This window comes from Bradyrhizobium sp. SZCCHNR1098 (assembly GCF_032489375.1).
Taxonomy (GTDB): domain Bacteria; phylum Pseudomonadota; class Alphaproteobacteria; order Rhizobiales; family Xanthobacteraceae; genus Bradyrhizobium.
The window spans coordinates 75,723-92,005 of record NZ_JAUEXY010000005.1; the positions used below are offsets into that span (position 1 = coordinate 75,723).

Here is a 16,283-nt window from a genome sequence, read left to right on the forward strand (position 1 = left end):
ATGCTAAGGGCAGCCGCGGCCTCCAGAGGCGCTCACTCCACTTTGGAACTCGATCGACATGACCGGACCCGCTCCAACCGGACCCGCCGCGTGGGCGGACATGCTGCTGCAATCCTTCGCCCAGGCCGGCTATGAGCGGGCCGAGCCGGCGATCCTGCAGCCGGCCGAGCCATTTCTCGATCTCTCCGGGGAGGACATCCGCAAGAGCCTCTATCTGACCGGTGACGCCGCCGGCGAAGAGCTCTGCTTGCGCCCCGACCTGACCATTCCCGTCGCCCGTGACTACCTCGCCTCGGCCCGCGCCGGGCATCCGGCCGGCTTCAGCTATCTCGGTCCAGTATTTCGTTACCGCGAGGGCCGCCCGAGCGAGTTCCTGCAGGCCGGCATCGAATCGTTCGGCCGTCAGGATCGGCCCGCCGCGGATGCCGAAATGCTGGCGCTGGCGATCGAGGCGACCGCCACCGCCGGCCTTGCCGCGGTGGATATCCGCACCGGCGACGTCGCGTTGTTCACGGCCTTGATCGACGCCCTCGATCTCTATCCGGTATGGCGGCGGCGGCTGATCAAGGACTTCAACCGCAAGCGCACCCTGGCGCAGGACCTCGAGCGGCTGGCGATCGCCTCGGTGGCCCCGCGCAACGAGTATGAGGGGGTGCTCGCCGCCTTGGCCGGCTCCGACCGCAAGGCGGCGCTCGCCCTGGTCACCGACCTGATGTCGATTGCCGGCGCAACCGCGGTCGGCGGCCGCACGGTGGCGGAGATCGCCGACCGCTTCCTCGAGCAGTCCACCCTCAAGAGCGGCGCGCTGCCGCGTGACGCGCTGGACCGTATCAAGCGCTTCCTCGCAATCAGCGGGAGCCCGACCGAGGCTGTCCAGCAGCTTCGCGCGCTCGCCGCTGACGCCAAGCTCGACATTTCAGCGGCGATCGACACGTTCGAGGCTCGCGCCGGCTTCATGGCCCAGCGCGGCATCGACATCACCAAGGTGCGCTTCGCCACGTCGTTCGGCCGCGGCCTCGACTACTACACCGGTTTCGAGTTCGAGCTGCATCATCCGGGCAATGGCGACGAGCCACTGGTCGCCGGCGGCCGTTATGACGGCCTGCTGAGCCAGCTTGGCGCCGCCGAGTCGATTCCGGCCGTCGGCTTCTCGATCTGGATCGAGCGCCTGGCCCAGAGCAGCGCCGTGGGCAAGTCCCCGCGCGGGAGAGCATCATGAGCGGCCCCCTCGTCCTCGCCGTTCCCTCCAAGGGGCGTCTGCAGGAGAATGCCGAGGCCTTCTTCGGCCGCGCCGGACTGAACCTGTCCAAGCCCGGCGGCGCGCGCGACTATCGTGGCACCATCGCAGGTCTCGACAATGTCGAGATCGCCTATCTCTCTGCGAGTGAGATTGCCTCGCAACTGGCGCGCGGCACCGTGCATCTCGGCGTCACCGGCGAGGATCTCGTGCGCGAGAGCATCACCGATGCCGACAAGCGCGTGCTGCTGATCGATACGCTCGGCTTCGGCGGCGCCAACGTCGTCGTCGCCGTGCCGCAGGCCTGGATCGACGTCCGCACCATGGCCGATCTCGATGACGTCACCACCGGTTTTCGCGCCCAGCACAATCGCCGCATGCGCGTCGCCACCAAGTACATCAACCTGACGCGCGGCTTCTTCGCCGCCCATGGCATCGTCGATTACCGCATCGTCGAGAGCGCCGGCGCCACCGAGGGCGCGCCGGCGGTGGGCACCGCCGAGCTGATCGTCGACATCACCAGCACCGGCTCGACGCTCGCCGCCAACGGGCTGAAGGTGCTGGACGACGGCGTGATCCTGCGCAGCCAGGCCAATCTGGTCGCCTCCCGCGACGCCGACTGGTCGGAGGGGCCGCGCGAGAGCGCCCGGATCATTCTCGACCACATCCATGCCCGCGCCCGCGCCAGCAAATACCGCGAGGTCCGCACCCGCTTCAAAGGGTGCGACGCAGCAATGCTGACCGAGGCGCACAACCGCTTCGGCGTCGTGGCTCCGTTCGGCGGCCCGACCTCATCCGGCATGCTCACCCTGCACTGCCCGCCGGCGCAGATCTACGCGCTCGGCAGCTTTCTGCGCGCGCATGGCGCCGAGACCGTCTCGGTCGCCTCGCTCGACTATGTGCTCGACCGCGAAAATCCGCTGTTTGCTCGCCTCGAGGCCTTCCTGCGATCATAAATCGCCGTTCATCGTAGCGACAGGCGAGCGCAGCTACCATATGTTGGTAGCAGAACGAGGACGCTGAGCAATGCTGGGAACTGACGTGTCGGATCTGACCACGACTGCGGCCGACGCCGCGTCGCAGGGATTGTCGATCGTTATCCCCGTCTACAACGAGGGCGCGGGACTGACGGCGCTGCACGAGCGGCTGAATAATCTCGCCCGTACGCTGCGCCAGCGCTTCGGTCTCGCCTGCGAGCTCGTCTATGTCGACGATGGCAGCCGCGACAATACGCTCGCGATTGCGCGCACCTTGCAGGCCGATGCGCTCGACATCCAGGTCGTCTCGCTGTCGCGCAATTTCGGCAAGGAGGCCGCGCTGATGGCCGGCCTCGATCATGCCCGGCGCGGCGCCGTGCTGTTCATGGACGGCGATGGCCAGCATCCGCCGGCCCTGGTCGAGCAGCTCGTCACGCACTGGATCAAGGACGGCTATGACGTCGTCTATACCGCCAAGGCGCATCGCGACAACGAGCCGTTCCTGCGCCGCGTCGCCGTGCACGGCTTCTACGCGCTCATCAACTGGGGCGCGCGGCAGAAGATCCCGGAGGATGCCGGCGACTTCCGGCTGCTCTCGCCGCGCGCGGTGGCGGCGCTGCGGCAGTTGCCGGAGCGCAACCGCTTCTTCAAGGGCCTGGCGAGCTGGATCGGCTTCCGCCAGATCCGCGTCGACTACGAACCTGCCGCGCGTGCCCATGGCGTGACGGCCTTCAACCTGACCAGCCTGCTCGGCCTGTCGATCGAAGGCCTGACCTCGTTCTCGGTCGCCCCGCTGCGGTTCGCCAGCCTGCTCGGAATCCTGCTCGCCTCGGCGGCCTTTCTGTTCGGCCTCTCGATCCTGTGGGAGACTTTAGCTACCGGCAAGTCGGTGCCCGGCTATCCCTCGCTGATGGTCGGCCTGATGACGATCGGCGGCGTGCAACTGATCATGATCGGCATCATGGGCGAGTATATCGGCAAGATCCTGTCCGAGCTGAAAGCGCGTCCGATCTACTTCGTCGCCGAGCACAGCGAGAAGCGTGCAGCGCTCGATGCGCGCAGCGACGGCGCCGAAAGGAACGCCGCCGAATGAGCGCGACGCCGCACCGGCGCATCTGGCTGTGCGCCGATGACTATGGCATCAGCCCCGGGGTTAACAGCGCCATCCGAGACCTGATCGCGCGCGGTCGGCTGAACGCAACCTCGGTGATGACCGTGGGCGCCGCGATCGGGCGCGACGAGGTGACGGAGCTGACCAAGGTCGCGTCCGACAGCCCGCGTTGCGCCATCGGCCTGCACGTCACGCTGACCGCGCCATTCCGGCCCCTGACGATGCATTTCCGTCCCTCGGAAGGCGGCATGTTCCTGCCCTTCCCGAAGCTGCTGCGCGCCGGACTGACCCGCCGGCTCGATCCCGAGATGATCCGTGCCGAGGTCCTGGTTCAGCTTGCAGCGTTCGGCGATTTGTTCGGTCGCGCCCCCGATTTCGTCGACGGCCACCAGCATGCCCAGCTCTATCCGCAGGTGCGCGAGGGCTTTCTCGCCGCCGTCAAGGAAACTGCGCCCACGGCCTGGGTGCGCCAGGGCGGCCGCAATCTGCCCCTGATGCAGCGGCTGGCGGCACCGAAGGCGCTGCTGCTGGACGTGCTCAGCGCGCAATTCCGCCGTCAGGCCAGGCGGGCCGAGATCGCCTTCAATCCCGGCTTCGCGGGCGCCTACGACTTCACCAAGGCCTCCGACTTCGGAGCTTTGATGGATGGCTTCCTCGACGAGTTGCCCGAGCATGGGCTGGTGATGTGCCACCCCGGTTTCGTCGATGACGTCCTCATCGAGCTCGATCCGCTGACGGTGCAGCGCGAGCATGAGCACGCCTATCTTGCCGGCGAGCATTTTCCGGGCCTGTTGGAGCGCCGCAAGGTGACGCTCGGCTGATGGATGTTTCGCGTGCCCCGGCGAACAAAACCCGGCGCGGCGGCGTTCGAAGTGGGAGGGAGGCAGGCATGCCGTCCGCCTTCGGCTTCCGAAACGCCTCGCAAGTGCAAAGACGCTTTGTCGCATACGGAAATTTAATCCGCGCCCCGGCTGGCCGGGCCACAAAGTCCCCCTAAATCTTGGCCGCGCTTGGCCGGAACAAGGCAAGCGGCAGGAGAACGACATGACACCGCAAGAACGCCAACTCATCGACGATCTGTTCGACCGGCTTGCCACGTTGGAGAGTGCACCGCGTGATCCGGAGGCTGCCGCCGCCATCGCCCAGGCGCTGCAGCGGGCTCCCAATGCCGTCTATGCGCTGGTGCAGACGGTGCTGGTGCAGGACGAGGCCCTGAAGCGCGCCAACGCCCGCATCGAGGAGCTGCAGCACGCCCAGGCCCCGCAGGGCCAGTCCGGCGGCTTCCTCGATTCGATGCGCGACAGCATCTTCGGCTCGGGCAGCCGCGGCTCGGTCCCCAACGTGCCGCCGCCGTCGCAGAGCCGCCCGGTCTGGAACAGCGGCCAGGCGATGCCCCCGGGCTACCAGGGCCAGCCCGGCTATCCCGGCCAGCCCAGCTCCTATGACCAGGGCGGCTTCGGCCAGCCGCGCGGCGGCATGTTCGGCGGTGGAGGCGGCTCGTTCCTCGGCACGGCGGCGGCCGCAGCGGCCGGCATGGTCGGCGGCTCGCTGCTGCTCGGCGGCATCCGCTCGATGATGGGCGGCGGATCGCATCAGGCGTTCGGTGACACCACGATCATCGAGGAGCGGGGCGGCGGTGCCAGCCCGTGGAGCGGCGACCAGTCCGGCGGCTCGCTGGCGCGCGACGCCGGTCTCGACGACATCGGCCGCCCGGGCGGCGACGGCGGCCGGGCCGGCCTGTTCGACCAGGCGAGCCATGACGACAGCGGCAATGACAGCGACGCGGCCGACTTCGATGCCGATGACGGCTATGGCGACGACGACGGTGGCAGCGACTACGCGTGAAGCTCCCGGGTCGCAGCCAACTCAAGAATGCAAAGGCTGCCCCCACGGGCGGCCTTTTTCTGTTGCTGATGTCGTGCAGCGGCGGTCGTCAGAGCACGATGACCCGGGCACCGACGTTCACGCGGCCATAGAGGTCGATGACGTCCTCGTTGCGCATCCGGATACATCCTGACGAGACGTTGGTGCCGATCGTCCACGGCTCGTTCGAGCCGTGGATCCGATACAGCGACGAGCCGAGATACATCGCGCGTGCGCCGAGCGGGTTCTGCGGTCCGCCCTCCATGTGCCGCGGCAGGTCGGGCCGGCGCGCGAGCATTTCCGGCGGCGGCGTCCAGTCCGGCCATTCGCGCTTGGCCGAGATCGTCTTCACGCCCGACCAGGTGAAGCCGGGGCGGCCGACGCCGATGCCATAGCGGAGCGCCCTGCCCTCGCCCTGGACCAGATAGAGGAACTTGTTCGGCGTATCGATGACGATCGTGCCCGGCCGTTCTTTGCCGTCATAGTCAACGATCTGTTTCTCGTATTTCGGATCGAGCGGCCGCTGCGTCTGCTCATAGGCCTCCTCATCCGGCAATCCCTGCTGCGGGACCATGCCCGGCGCCAGCCGCTGCGGCTCGTAGTAGGACGGCTGCTGCTGGTACATCGGCTGTCCCGGCGGAGGCGCGCCGCGGCCGCCTTGCGGATCCCCGAACAGGAATTCGATGAAGCCGCCACCCATGCGCGAGCGTTCGACATAGGCGGTGCGCACCGGCGCGGACTGCTGCGGCGGGCCGCTATAGATCACGGTCGGCTGCTGAAATCCCTGGGCCGCGGCGCGGCCCAGACCTGCATGGAAAACGCATGCGCCGGCCAGCAGCGCTGCGGATACTGATTTGAACATCGACGTACTCTGTACTGTTTCGTCTGAAGACTGTTCATCGCGCGAGGCAAATGCGCCGCCGCGTATCGTCAATAAAGAGCAAAACCCGATCGCTTTGGTAAACGCGGGAGGCGCCGGGATTCACCATCGCCGCATACGTCGGCGGTTTTGATCGCTAGCGTTTATTTTGCGTGAAGGCCGGCGGAGCATGGTTAATCGTTGACGCACGATGCACGTCAGCGTTGCTCAGCGGCGGTTCCTGGCGTGAACGCGATGTTAAATAGCCTTTGCGTAGAACTGATCCGAGCAAAAGGTCAGGGATACTATCATGGCGGTTCGCAAGCGTTTCCGTATCGAAGAAGCAATCGTCGGCCATATGCCGGAGCCTGAATTCGTGGGCGGCGAGATCGGCCCCAACCACAAGGAAATCATGGACGAGCTCCGCGCGATCCGCTCCCAGATGGCCAATGCGATCCGCAGCGGCGGCAGCAACACGGCGAACGCCGCCATCGAAGAGTCCGCCGCACGCGAGGTCGCCGAAGCGCGCGCGCTGCTCGAGACCTATCGTGCCCAGATCGAGCAGTGCGAAAAGCTCAAGGTCGAGCTCGACCTGATCCACGACGCGATCAACCGCACCAAGGGCGAGATCGCGACCCTCCATGCCAAGAGCTTCAACGGCGAGGAGATGGCCAAGGTCAACGGCGAGCTCGGCGCGGTCGTCGGCGGCACCGAGCAGGCGACGCAGCAGATCCTCGAAGCCGCGGAGGCGATCGACCAGGCCGCCAGCGCGCTGTCCAAGGTGGACTCGGCCGACCAGCAGAAGATCCTGAGCGAAGAGATCCAGGAGCGGGTGGTCTCGATCTTCGAGGCCTGCAACTTCCAGGACCTGACCGGCCAGCGCATCAACAAGGTCATGACCACGATGAAGTTCATCGAGCACCACATCGTGGTGATGATGGACATCTGGGGCGGCGTCGACGCCATCAAGGCGCATACGCCGCCGATCGTCGACCACCGCGAGGGCGACGCCCGGCTGCTGAACGGCCCGAAGGCGGAAGGTGACGTCGGCCACGCTTCGCAGGACGACATCGACGCGATGTTCAACTGAGCTCATCCTGCCTGACCGGCGGCCACGCCGGCCAGGGACGGCACCGAGCAGCACCAAGCAAAACGCCGGCGCTTTCGCCGGCGTTTTTCGTTTGGCTTTTGGGTGTGGCCGGGGCTTGTCGCGAGGGCTTCGCCCGGATCTCAGGCGCGCGGTCCGCAGCGGACGTAGACCATCGTCTGGTAACGGGTCGCCGCATCCTTGTCGACGAAGCGGGTGATCAGCACACGGCCGTCAAAGGAGACGACCTCGCGGTCCTGCTCGCCGCCGGGCGGTCCGGCCGGGCCGATGTAGTTCTTGCCGCTGGCCGAGCCCTTCAGGCGCAGCTCCTGGGGAGTCGCCTGGTCGGCCAGATGCATCACGACACCGCCGGACGTGCCCGCCCCGATGACGTAGGGCTGTTTGCACTGCGCCAACGCCATCTTCTCGGTGCGCGGACGGTCGTTGGGGTTGTTGTAAGCGGCGAGGCCCCATTTGCCGACGAGATCCTCGGGGCGGATCGTCGCCGGAACCTCGGGCTCGACCGGCGCCTCGGTCTGCATGGGGGGCGACGGCGACAGGCTGAAGCCCGTGCACGCTCCCAGAAGCATCGTGAGCGCCGACGCGATCGCGAGATTGGCAACCGGCCGCGCGCACCGTGAACTCGTCATGGCATCCCCTTAGGAACAAGATCGTGGCTGCCCCGTCCGGCAACCAAACCCAAAACGCTCGTCAGAGCAATGACGTCGGATGACGACGCCGCTCCACTAACATGTCTGGCCCGGGACAACATCCCCTAACAGCCTCAAGAACGGCTTAACTGCCGGCCGTTGCTTGACAGGAACAGCCGCAAGCCATATTTCCCCGAGCGGTCTTTAGCACTCGGAGGGCGCGATTGCTAAGGCTGCGAGCCAGTTGGCGCCAAGTGGGCGTCAAATGTGGCCGCATTCAGATTTCCTCCGACAGCAACAACTTATCCAAGCACCCCAAAAGGGATCCGTCATGGCCAAATCGAAGTTTCGTCCCCTGCACGACCGCGTCGTGGTTAAGCGCATCGACGCCGAAGAGAAGACCAAGGGCGGCATCATCATTCCCGACAGCGCCAAGGAAAAGCCCTCGCAGGGCGAAGTCGTCGCCGTCGGCCCGGGCGGCCGTGATGAGAGCGGCAAGCTGATCCCGATCGACGTCAAGGTCGGCGACCGCGTGCTGTTCGGCAAGTGGTCCGGAACCGAGGTCAAGCTGGACGGCGAGGAGCTCCTGATCATGAAGGAGTCCGACATCATGGGCGTCGTCGCCTGATCCCGACCTGCCGGGGGCGGCGATCAGCCGCCCCGGGCGAAAATGCTCTGCAACCTCGTTCCGGCGACAGACGGGCGATCACGCCCCTCGCCGTCGAGGTCTACTCCAGGAGAATTTTGAAATGGCAGCCAAGGACGTCAAATTCGCCGGCGACGCACGCGACCGCATGCTGCGCGGCGTCGACATTCTCGCCAACGCGGTCAAGGTGACGCTCGGCCCGAAGGGCCGCAACGTCGTCATCGAGAAGAGCTTCGGCGCTCCGCGCATCACCAAGGACGGCGTCACCGTCGCCAAGGAGATCGAGCTGGAGGACAAGTTCGAGAACATGGGCGCGCAGATGCTGCGCGAGGTCGCCTCCAAGACCAACGACACCGCCGGTGACGGCACAACCACCGCGACCGTGCTGGCCCAGGCCATCGTGCGCGAGGGCGCCAAGGCGGTTGCCGCCGGCATGAACCCGATGGATCTCAAGCGCGGCATCGACATCGCGGTCGCCGCCGTGATCAAGGACATCGAGAAGCGCGCCAAGCCTGTCGCCTCGTCCTCCGAGGTCGCCCAGGTCGGCACCATCTCCGCCAATGGCGACGCCGCGATCGGCAAGATGATCGCCCAGGCGATGCAGAAGGTCGGCAACGAGGGCGTCATCACGGTCGAGGAGAACAAGTCGCTCGATACCGAGGTCGACATCGTCGAAGGCATGAAGTTCGACCGCGGCTATCTCTCGCCCTACTTCGTCACCAACGCCGAGAAAATGACGGCCGAGCTCGACGACGTCTACGTGCTCTTGCACGAGAAGAAGCTGTCCGGCCTGCAGGCCATGCTGCCGGTGCTCGAAGCCGTGGTGCAGTCGGGCCGTCCGCTGCTGATCATCGCCGAGGACGTCGAGGGCGAGGCGCTGGCGACGCTGGTCGTCAACCGCCTGCGCGGCGGCCTCAAGGTTGCCGCCGTCAAGGCGCCGGGCTTCGGTGATCGCCGCAAGGCGATGCTCGAGGACATCGCGATCCTGACCGGCGGTCAGCTGATCTCGGAAGACCTCGGCATGAAGCTCGAGAACGTCACGGTGAAGATGCTCGGCCGCGCCAAGAAGGTCGTGATCGACAAGGAGAACACCACGATCGTCAACGGCGCCGGCAAGAAGGCCGACATCGAGGCGCGCGTCGGCCAGATCAAGGCGCAGATCGAGGAGACCACCTCGGACTACGACCGCGAGAAGCTGCAGGAGCGTCTGGCCAAGCTCGCCGGCGGCGTCGCGGTGATCCGCGTCGGCGGCGCGACCGAGATCGAGGTCAAGGAGAAGAAGGATCGCGTCGAGGACGCCCTCAACGCGACCCGCGCTGCGGTGCAGGAAGGCATCGTCCCCGGCGGTGGCGTCGCGCTGCTGCGCGCCAAGAAGGCGGTCGGCCGCATCACCAACGCCAATTCGGATGTCCAGGCCGGCATCAACATCGTGCTGAAGGCGCTCGAGGCTCCGATCCGCCAGATCTCCGAGAACGCCGGCGTCGAGGGCTCGATCGTGGTCGGCAAGATCCTGGACGAGAAGTCCGAGACCTTCGGCTTCGACGCCCAGACCGAGGACTATGTCGACATGGTCGCCAAGGGCATCATCGACCCGGCCAAGGTGGTCCGCACCGCGCTGCAGGACGCCTCGTCGGTCGCCGGCCTCCTGGTCACCACCGAGGCCATGGTCGCCGAGCTGCCGAAGGACGCGGCTCCCGCGATGCCGGCCGGCGGCGGCATGGGTGGAATGGGCGGCATGGGCTTCTGAGCCCCCCTTGCATCACCGAGACGTTCAGGAAGGCCGCCTCCGGGCGGCCTTCTTTTTGGCCGAGTGTCCGCGCCCGGGGGTGCAGCGATCGCAAATCGGCGCTACAGCTTAAGGCCGATTCTGCCCCCACAAGGATTTTCAGATGCGCGCGATTTTGCTTGCGCTGGCCGTGATTGCAGCGGCCGCGCCGGAACTCGGTTGGGCCCAGAGCAAGAGCGGGACCAAGGCCCCCGCCAACGAGACTCGGTATTTCACCGCGATCGACGGCCTGATGGACGGCAATGCCGACGTGATCCTGAAGGAGACGCGCCAGGGCAAGACCGTCACCGCCGCCACGCTCGACGTCTGCTATCCCGTCGCAAAGAATTCGGATCGCAAGGACCGCTTCGTGGTCAGCCTCACCGTCAATGGCCAGACCTTGACCGGTGCGACCCAGAGCAACGGCGCCAAGGAGCCGGTCACGGTGAAGCTGAATCGCAAGCCGACCGGCGACACGTTCGAGTTCCGCGGACAGATCGCGATCGGCAAGACCGTCACCGAGGTGGCGTCGACCGACAATTCCGACGTCAGCGAGAAAGAGTTCCAGGAGAGCCAGTCGAGCGACGACGGCATCAGCGCCCAGCCGAAGGACTTCACCGACGTCTCGCCCGAGGCGGTCTCGGTCCGGCTCAAGCTCGACGCGGTGACCGACTTCCTCAAGAGCCTGAAGGGCGAGAACGTCGAAGTTTCGCTGTCGAGCCTCATCGTGAGCTGCGACGCACTGCGCGCGGGCGAGCAGACCATCAGCATGACCGTCGACCCCGAACGAGCCGGCGCACTGATCGCGAAGGCGCGGACCATGAACGGCGTCGTCACCGCCGGCTGGACCGCCGGCACGGTCGAGATGGACCGCACCATCCGCTTTGCGGCGGCCGACTGGCGCGACGGTGACAAGATCAACAAGGACAAGCTGGCGGGCGCCATCTCCGACGTGCTGGCCAAGACCTACAATGCCAGGCCGACGAGTGCGGCGTGGAATCCGGTCAGCGGCAAGCTGAAGCTGACGTTGAAGCGGCCGAGCCAGCTGATGCCGGCGCTCGAGCTGACCGACGTCATCGAGGTCACCGGCCTCGTCTCGGCGGACAAGCCGGGCGGCGCGGACGCGCTGATGCTGTGGATCAGCAGCCCGACGACGACCACCGTCGATGAGGCATCGAGCGCCAAGCTGATCCTGTCGGACGAATCCTCGGGCGACGAGGAAAGCGATACCCGCGACGACGGCGGTGCCATCGACGAGCTGGCGAAGGCCTTCAAGGCCAAGCGCTGGGATGCGGACAACTCCGTCTGGAAGTAAGGCGACGGCAGGCGCCGCGATCTCAGATGCCACCCTCCCCTGGAGGGGGAGGGTCGATCGCACGCGAAGCGGGCGAGCGGGGTGGGGTGACGCCGCGGGCACCGGTGCACGTGGGGAGATCACCCCACCCCGCCTCCCATTCGCTGCGCTCATGAGAGGCGACCCTCCCCCTCCAGGGGAGGGTGACAGCGGGGCTGACCTCAAAGCTGCGTGCTGCGGAATCGCGAACGTGCATGAAGCAGGACCAGGTGCCGGACCATGACAGCGAGGTCCACATGCCGATATATCGATGTGACCAAGACTAGGACTTTCGATACGGCCGTCTCGGCTCAATTGGTGTTGAGCCGGAAGCGCAGCGTCTTCGGTCCGATGAAGATGATCAGGTCGCCCTGACGCTTCCAGTTCGTCGCCGCGCTCAGCGCCGCGATCAGCTCGTCATCGGCTTGCGCGCGTGCCGCCGGGCAGTTGCGGTCCTCGATCTTGCTGGCGATGAACACGATGGTGTTGCCGGCGACCGAGAACTGCCCCTTGCCGCCCTTGCACCAGAGCTCCAGCACGGTCTCGCCGTTGTCGCCGATGTCGAGATCCGGCACGCGCTTCGAGCCGGGCATTGGTAACGCATCGAGCGTCATCTCCATTCCGAAGGGAAACTCCTCCGCCGACGCGCCGGCAAGCGGCAGGCCCGACATCGACAACGCCATCATCGCCACGGCGCAGCCACGCTTCAACACTTGCATCGTTCCTCTTCAGACCAATCACACGCAGGGCTGCGCCTTCCAGGCGACGACCGTGATCCCCGCCGCGCCACGGCTCCCGCACAAATGTGTTCCAAACATAGCAAACCCCGCGCCGCAGCTGCGGCGCGGGGCTTTTGTCGCTGCCGGTGTTGCTACTTCAGCACCATCGCCGTGAACGGATAGACGTAGGCCTGCAAGGTGACGAACAGGCCGACCAGACAGGCCAGCACGATCGAATGCAGGAAGACGTAGCGCAGGATCGAGCTCTCGTGGCCGTACCAGTTGGTGGCGGTCGAAGCGACCACGATCGACTGCGCATCGATCATCTTGCCCATGACACCACCGGATGAGTTGGCAGCCGCCATCAGGACAGGCGACAGGCCGAGCTGCTCGGAGGTGATCTTCTGCAGGTTTCCGAACAGCACGTTCGAGGCCGTATCCGATCCCGTCAGCGCCACGCCCAACCAGCCGAGCAAGGTGCCGAAGAACGGATAGAGCACGCCGGTCGCGGCGAAGGCGAGGCCGAGCGTTGCGTCGACGCCGGACAGCCGGGTCAGCGTGCCGATCGCCAGCATCGCCGAGATCGTGATCAGCGAGATCGCGCACAGACGGATGGTGCGGCCATATTCCGCGATCAGCTTGCCCGGTCCGACACCCATCAGGAAGCCGGAGATGATCGCGGCGATCAGCATGCCGGTGCCGGTGAAGGTCAGGTAGGTGAACGAGAACACCGCGCCTTCCGGTGTCGGCTTCGCGGCCACCGGCGGCATCTTGTTGATCAGCTTGTCGAGCTCGGGCACCGGATAGTTCCAGGTGAAGATCGAGTTCGCCCAGGCCTTGAAGGCGCCGTTGCCCCAGATCAGCATGATCACGCAGACGATGATCCAGGGCAGCAGCGCGCCCCAGAGCTCGGCTTGCGTCAGCGGCGTGCGGTCCAGCGGCTTCGCCGCCGTCATCGTGGCGGCCGATTCGTCACGCCCGCGCAACGCCGGCGACAGCCACAGCTGCCTCGGCTGCCAGACCTTCAGGAACAGGATCAGCGCGCCCATCGAGATCAGCGAGGCGCCGATGTCGACGATCCACGGATTGATGTAGTTGGAGATCAGGAACTGCGGGACCGCGAACGAGACGGCGGTGACCAGGATCGCCGGCCAGACGTCCTTCATGCCCTTCCAGCCCGCGAACGCCCAGATCACCCAGAACGGCACGATCAGCGAGAACACCGGCAGCTGCCGGCCGACCATTGCGCCCAGGATGTAGGGATCGAGACCGGTGACCGAGGCGAGGCCCTGGATCGGCGTGCCCAAGGCGCCATAGGCGACCGGGGCGGTGTTGGCGATCAGCGACAGGCCGGACGCCGCGAGCGGCGAGAAGCCGAGGCCGATCAGCACGGCACCGGTGATCGCCACCGGTGTGCCGAAGCCCGACGCGCCCTCGAAGAACGCGCCAAAGGAGAAGGCGACCAGCAGCAGCTGCAGCCGCCGGTCTTCCGTGACGCCGCCGATGGCGCGCTTGAGCAACTCGAAGCGGCCGGTCGAGACCGTGACCTGGTAGAGGAAGATGACGTTCAGGACGATCCAGCCGATCGGAAAGAAGCCGGTGATGACGCCCAGAAACGTCGCGCGCAGCGACATGTTGGCCGGCATCGTGAACACGAAGATCGTGATCAGGTTGGTCAGGATCACGGCGATGATCGCCGCGATGTGTGCCTTCACCTTGCCGCTGGCGATCAGCACCAGCAGCGTCACCACTGGGACGGCGGCGGCCAGCGTCGACAGCGCCGGGCTCCCCATCGGGTCGTAGATTTGATTCCACATCGTGACTTCTCCCCCCACGTTCTTGTTGTTGGACCCGGTCCGGCGGGACGGATCAGGTCTCCTCGCCCAGGCCCCCAAGCCTGGCAAAGGCCGGAAAAGGAGATCACAAAACCGGCAACGCCCAACTCTGCTCAAATTCTCGCGAAATCTGGCGGCGGTCGCAGTCCCTCTCCCCTGCCCCATGCTACGGTTTGTCACACGCGACCGACAAGCCGGCGGTCACCCGCCACATTACGACTTTAGTCTATACAGGCAGCAATCACTGCGATTTTCTCGTTTCTCGTCAGCCCGTTAAGACCTTTTCTCAGGAGCAGCCCCTCTGTGAACAATCTGCGCTCGACCGTCGCCACCGTCTGGCGGATCGCCATTCCCTACTTCCGCTCCGAGGACAAGGTCGCCGGGCGCAGCCTGCTCGCCGCCGTGATCGCCATCGAGCTGTCGCTGGTTGCGATCCAGGTTCTGGTGAACCAGTGGCAGAGCCGGTTCTTCAACGCGCTGCAGCAATACGACTGGAACAGCTTCATCTGGGAGCTCGGCGTGTTCGTCGTGCTGGCCACCGTCTTCATCATTCTGGCCGTGTACCAGCTCTATCTCAATCAGTGGCTGCAGATCCGCTGGCGGCGGTGGATGACCGAGGCCTACCTCAAGCGCTGGCTCGGCGAGGCCAACCACTATCGCATGCAGCTCAAGGGAGACGCGGCAGACAACCCTGACCAGCGCGTCGCCGAAGATGTGAAGCAGTTCATCGAGCAAACGCTCACGATCACGATCGGCCTGCTGAGCTCGATCGTGACGCTGGCCTCGTTCGTCGTGGTTCTCTGGGGCCTGTCGGAAGAGGCTCCGTTGACGCTGTTCGGTACAGAGTATCGGATACCCGGCTATCTGGTCTGGGGAGCCCTGTTGTACTCGATCTTCGGCACGGCACTAACGCATTGGATCGGCTGGCCGCTTGTCAATCTGAATTTCGAGCAGCAGCGCTATGAAGCCGATTTCCGCTTCAACTTGGTGCGGGTACGCGAGAGCTCGGAGCAGATCGCGCTGTTGCGCGGCGAAGCCGTCGAGCAGGGCCAGTTGGCGAGCCGGTTCGGTCGCGTGGTCCAGAACTGGTATCAGATCATGAGCCGGACCAAACGGCTGACGGCCTTCACCGCCGGCTATTCGCAGGCGGCCACGATCTTTCCCTACGTGCTGGTCGCGCCGGCCTATTTCGCCAAGAAGGTTCAGCTAGGCGGCGTGATGCAGACACTGTCGGCATTCTCGCAGGTGCAGGGCGCGCTGTCGTTCTTCGTGTCGGCCTATCGTACACTGGCTGACTGGCGCTCGACCGTCGCCCGCCTCGACGGCTTCGACATGTCGATCGAGAGCGCCGCCAAGCTCTCGGGCGAGCCGCAGACGATCGATGTCGTCAACCACGCGGACGACAGCATCGACCTCGCCCAGCTGCTGCTGAAGCTGCCGAACGGGCTGCCGCTGATCGCGGCCGACGGCTTCAGCCTCAAGAGCAGCGAACGCACGCTGCTGACCGGGCCGTCGGGCGCCGGCAAGTCGACGCTGCTCCGCGCCATCGCCGGGGTCTGGCCGTTCGGCAGCGGTGCGATCAGCGTGCCCGCGCATGCCAAGCTGATGATGCTGCCGCAGCGGCCCTACTTCCCGATCGGCCCGCTCAAGGCCGCGATCGTCTATCCGGCAGCGGCCGACGCGTTCAGCATCGACCAGGTCAAGGAGGCGCTCGTCGCTGTGGGCCTGCCGCTGCTCGCCGACCGGCTCGACGAGGACGCACACTGGAACCGGATGCTGTCGCTGGGCGAGCAGCAGCGGCTCGGAATTGCCCGCGCGCTGCTGCATGCGCCCCAATATCTCTTCCTCGATGAGGCCACGGCCTCGCTGGACGAGCCGAGCGAAGCGAGGCTGTATCGGGTCATCGCCGAACGCCTGCCGCAGACCACCGTCGTCTCGATCGGCCACCGCTCGACCCTGCACGATCTCCATGATCGAAGGGTCGAGCTGATTCGGGATGGCGACCGGTTCTCGCTGCGGCCGGCGGGACAGGCAGCCGACGCGACCGCGGGTGGAGGCAACTGAAGCGAACGCTGCGGACCTCATGGATGAAGACGCGCTGCACAGCGGCGCGTCTCCAACAGCAAGGGGTCTGAGAGATCCGCCCCGAACCCAGCCCATTGTCCCGAGGGCGCCGCCAGGGATCTCATCGCGCCCCTGCG

The 16,283-nt window shown here is 66.0% G+C and carries 14 protein-coding genes; 10 read left to right on the forward strand and 4 right to left on the reverse strand.

Going from position 1 to position 16,283, the window contains the following annotated elements:
• The first annotated feature begins 58 nt into the window (after positions 1-58).
• From QX135_RS13010 to QX135_RS13030, 5 genes are all read left to right on the forward strand, one after another.
• Complete coding sequence (locus tag QX135_RS13010) at positions 59-1,219, forward strand: ATP phosphoribosyltransferase regulatory subunit (protein ID WP_315777957.1); 1,161 nt, start codon at positions 59-61, stop codon at positions 1,217-1,219.
• The gene (gene hisG / locus QX135_RS13015) at positions 1,216-2,193 is read left to right on the forward strand and encodes an ATP phosphoribosyltransferase (protein ID WP_315779061.1); all 978 of its coding nucleotides are present in this window, start codon (positions 1,216-1,218) and stop codon (positions 2,191-2,193) included. The genes QX135_RS13010 and hisG overlap by 4 nt, the downstream gene beginning before the upstream one ends.
• A 70-nt stretch (positions 2,194-2,263) precedes the next feature.
• Positions 2,264-3,307, forward strand: coding sequence for a glycosyltransferase family 2 protein (locus QX135_RS13020; RefSeq protein WP_315736560.1), 1,044 nt, complete (start codon positions 2,264-2,266; stop codon positions 3,305-3,307).
• Positions 3,304-4,146 (forward strand): ChbG/HpnK family deacetylase, encoded by an 843-nt coding sequence (locus tag QX135_RS13025; protein ID WP_315736559.1) that lies wholly within the window; start codon positions 3,304-3,306, stop codon positions 4,144-4,146. Before QX135_RS13020 ends, QX135_RS13025 begins: the two co-directional genes overlap by 4 nt.
• A gap of 223 nt (positions 4,147-4,369) precedes the next feature.
• The gene (locus QX135_RS13030) at positions 4,370-5,170 is read left to right on the forward strand and encodes a DUF2076 domain-containing protein (RefSeq protein ID WP_315777955.1); all 801 of its coding nucleotides are present in this window, start codon (positions 4,370-4,372) and stop codon (positions 5,168-5,170) included.
• A gap of 88 nt (positions 5,171-5,258) precedes the next feature.
• Here QX135_RS13030 and QX135_RS13035 read toward each other — a convergent pair whose 3' ends face one another.
• On the reverse strand, positions 5,259-6,050 hold the full coding sequence (locus QX135_RS13035) for a L,D-transpeptidase (RefSeq protein WP_315736557.1): 792 nt from the start codon (positions 6,048-6,050) through the stop codon (positions 5,259-5,261).
• Between the two features lie 307 nt (positions 6,051-6,357).
• Between QX135_RS13035 and QX135_RS13040 the strand changes: the two genes are divergently transcribed.
• Positions 6,358-7,137, forward strand: coding sequence for a protein phosphatase CheZ (locus QX135_RS13040; protein WP_315716668.1), 780 nt, complete (start codon positions 6,358-6,360; stop codon positions 7,135-7,137).
• Between the two features lie 140 nt (positions 7,138-7,277).
• Here the strand turns inward: QX135_RS13040 and QX135_RS13045 are convergent, their stop codons facing one another.
• Positions 7,278-7,784, reverse strand: a complete 507-nt coding sequence (locus tag QX135_RS13045; RefSeq protein WP_315736555.1) for a hypothetical protein — start codon at positions 7,782-7,784, stop codon at positions 7,278-7,280.
• A gap of 331 nt (positions 7,785-8,115) precedes the next feature.
• Here QX135_RS13045 and groES point away from each other — a divergent pair, with 331 nt between their 5' ends.
• The 3 genes from groES (at position 8,116) to QX135_RS13060 (ending at position 11,510) form a co-directional block, all read left to right on the forward strand.
• The gene (groES, locus tag QX135_RS13050; RefSeq protein ID WP_008961387.1) at positions 8,116-8,412 is read left to right on the forward strand and encodes a co-chaperone GroES; all 297 of its coding nucleotides are present in this window, start codon (positions 8,116-8,118) and stop codon (positions 8,410-8,412) included.
• Positions 8,413-8,533: 121 nt separating this feature from the next.
• Complete coding sequence (gene groL, locus QX135_RS13055; RefSeq protein WP_315777953.1) at positions 8,534-10,177, forward strand: chaperonin GroEL; 1,644 nt, start codon at positions 8,534-8,536, stop codon at positions 10,175-10,177.
• A gap of 142 nt (positions 10,178-10,319) precedes the next feature.
• Positions 10,320-11,510, forward strand: a complete 1,191-nt coding sequence (locus tag QX135_RS13060; protein ID WP_315736553.1) for a hypothetical protein — start codon at positions 10,320-10,322, stop codon at positions 11,508-11,510.
• A gap of 329 nt (positions 11,511-11,839) precedes the next feature.
• Here QX135_RS13060 and QX135_RS13065 read toward each other — a convergent pair whose 3' ends face one another.
• Positions 11,840-12,247, reverse strand: coding sequence for an META domain-containing protein (locus tag QX135_RS13065; RefSeq protein WP_315736552.1), 408 nt, complete (start codon positions 12,245-12,247; stop codon positions 11,840-11,842).
• A gap of 152 nt (positions 12,248-12,399) precedes the next feature.
• Entirely contained in the window at positions 12,400-14,064 is a 1,665-nt protein-coding gene (locus QX135_RS13070) for an L-lactate permease (protein WP_315736551.1), read from the reverse strand.
• 321 nt (positions 14,065-14,385) lie between these two features.
• Between QX135_RS13070 and QX135_RS13075 the strand changes: the two genes are divergently transcribed.
• Complete coding sequence (locus tag QX135_RS13075) at positions 14,386-16,146, forward strand: ABC transporter ATP-binding protein/permease (RefSeq protein ID WP_316181797.1); 1,761 nt, start codon at positions 14,386-14,388, stop codon at positions 16,144-16,146.
• Positions 16,147-16,283: the final 137 nt, after the last annotated feature.

Bases quoted from the DNA above. Each gene is read 5' to 3' on its own strand.
- QX135_RS13010 (WP_315777957.1), top strand. From the start codon at position 59: ATGACCGGACCCGCTCCAACCGGACCCGCCGCGTGGGCGGACATGCTG.
- QX135_RS13060 (WP_315736553.1), top strand. From the start codon at position 10,320: ATGCGCGCGATTTTGCTTGCGCTGGCCGTGATTGCAGCGGCCGCGCCG.
- groES (WP_008961387.1), top strand. From the start codon at position 8,116: ATGGCCAAATCGAAGTTTCGTCCCCTGCACGACCGCGTCGTGGTTAAG.
- QX135_RS13020 (WP_315736560.1), top strand. From the start codon at position 2,264: ATGCTGGGAACTGACGTGTCGGATCTGACCACGACTGCGGCCGACGCC.
- QX135_RS13045 (WP_315736555.1), bottom strand. From the start codon at position 7,784: ATGACGAGTTCACGGTGCGCGCGGCCGGTTGCCAATCTCGCGATCGCG.
- QX135_RS13035 (WP_315736557.1), bottom strand. From the start codon at position 6,050: ATGTTCAAATCAGTATCCGCAGCGCTGCTGGCCGGCGCATGCGTTTTC.
- hisG (WP_315779061.1), top strand. From the start codon at position 1,216: ATGAGCGGCCCCCTCGTCCTCGCCGTTCCCTCCAAGGGGCGTCTGCAG.
- QX135_RS13030 (WP_315777955.1), top strand. From the start codon at position 4,370: ATGACACCGCAAGAACGCCAACTCATCGACGATCTGTTCGACCGGCTT.
- QX135_RS13025 (WP_315736559.1), top strand. From the start codon at position 3,304: ATGAGCGCGACGCCGCACCGGCGCATCTGGCTGTGCGCCGATGACTAT.
- groL (WP_315777953.1), top strand. From the start codon at position 8,534: ATGGCAGCCAAGGACGTCAAATTCGCCGGCGACGCACGCGACCGCATG.
- QX135_RS13040 (WP_315716668.1), top strand. From the start codon at position 6,358: ATGGCGGTTCGCAAGCGTTTCCGTATCGAAGAAGCAATCGTCGGCCAT.
- QX135_RS13070 (WP_315736551.1), bottom strand. From the start codon at position 14,064: ATGTGGAATCAAATCTACGACCCGATGGGGAGCCCGGCGCTGTCGACG.
- QX135_RS13065 (WP_315736552.1), bottom strand. From the start codon at position 12,247: ATGCAAGTGTTGAAGCGTGGCTGCGCCGTGGCGATGATGGCGTTGTCG.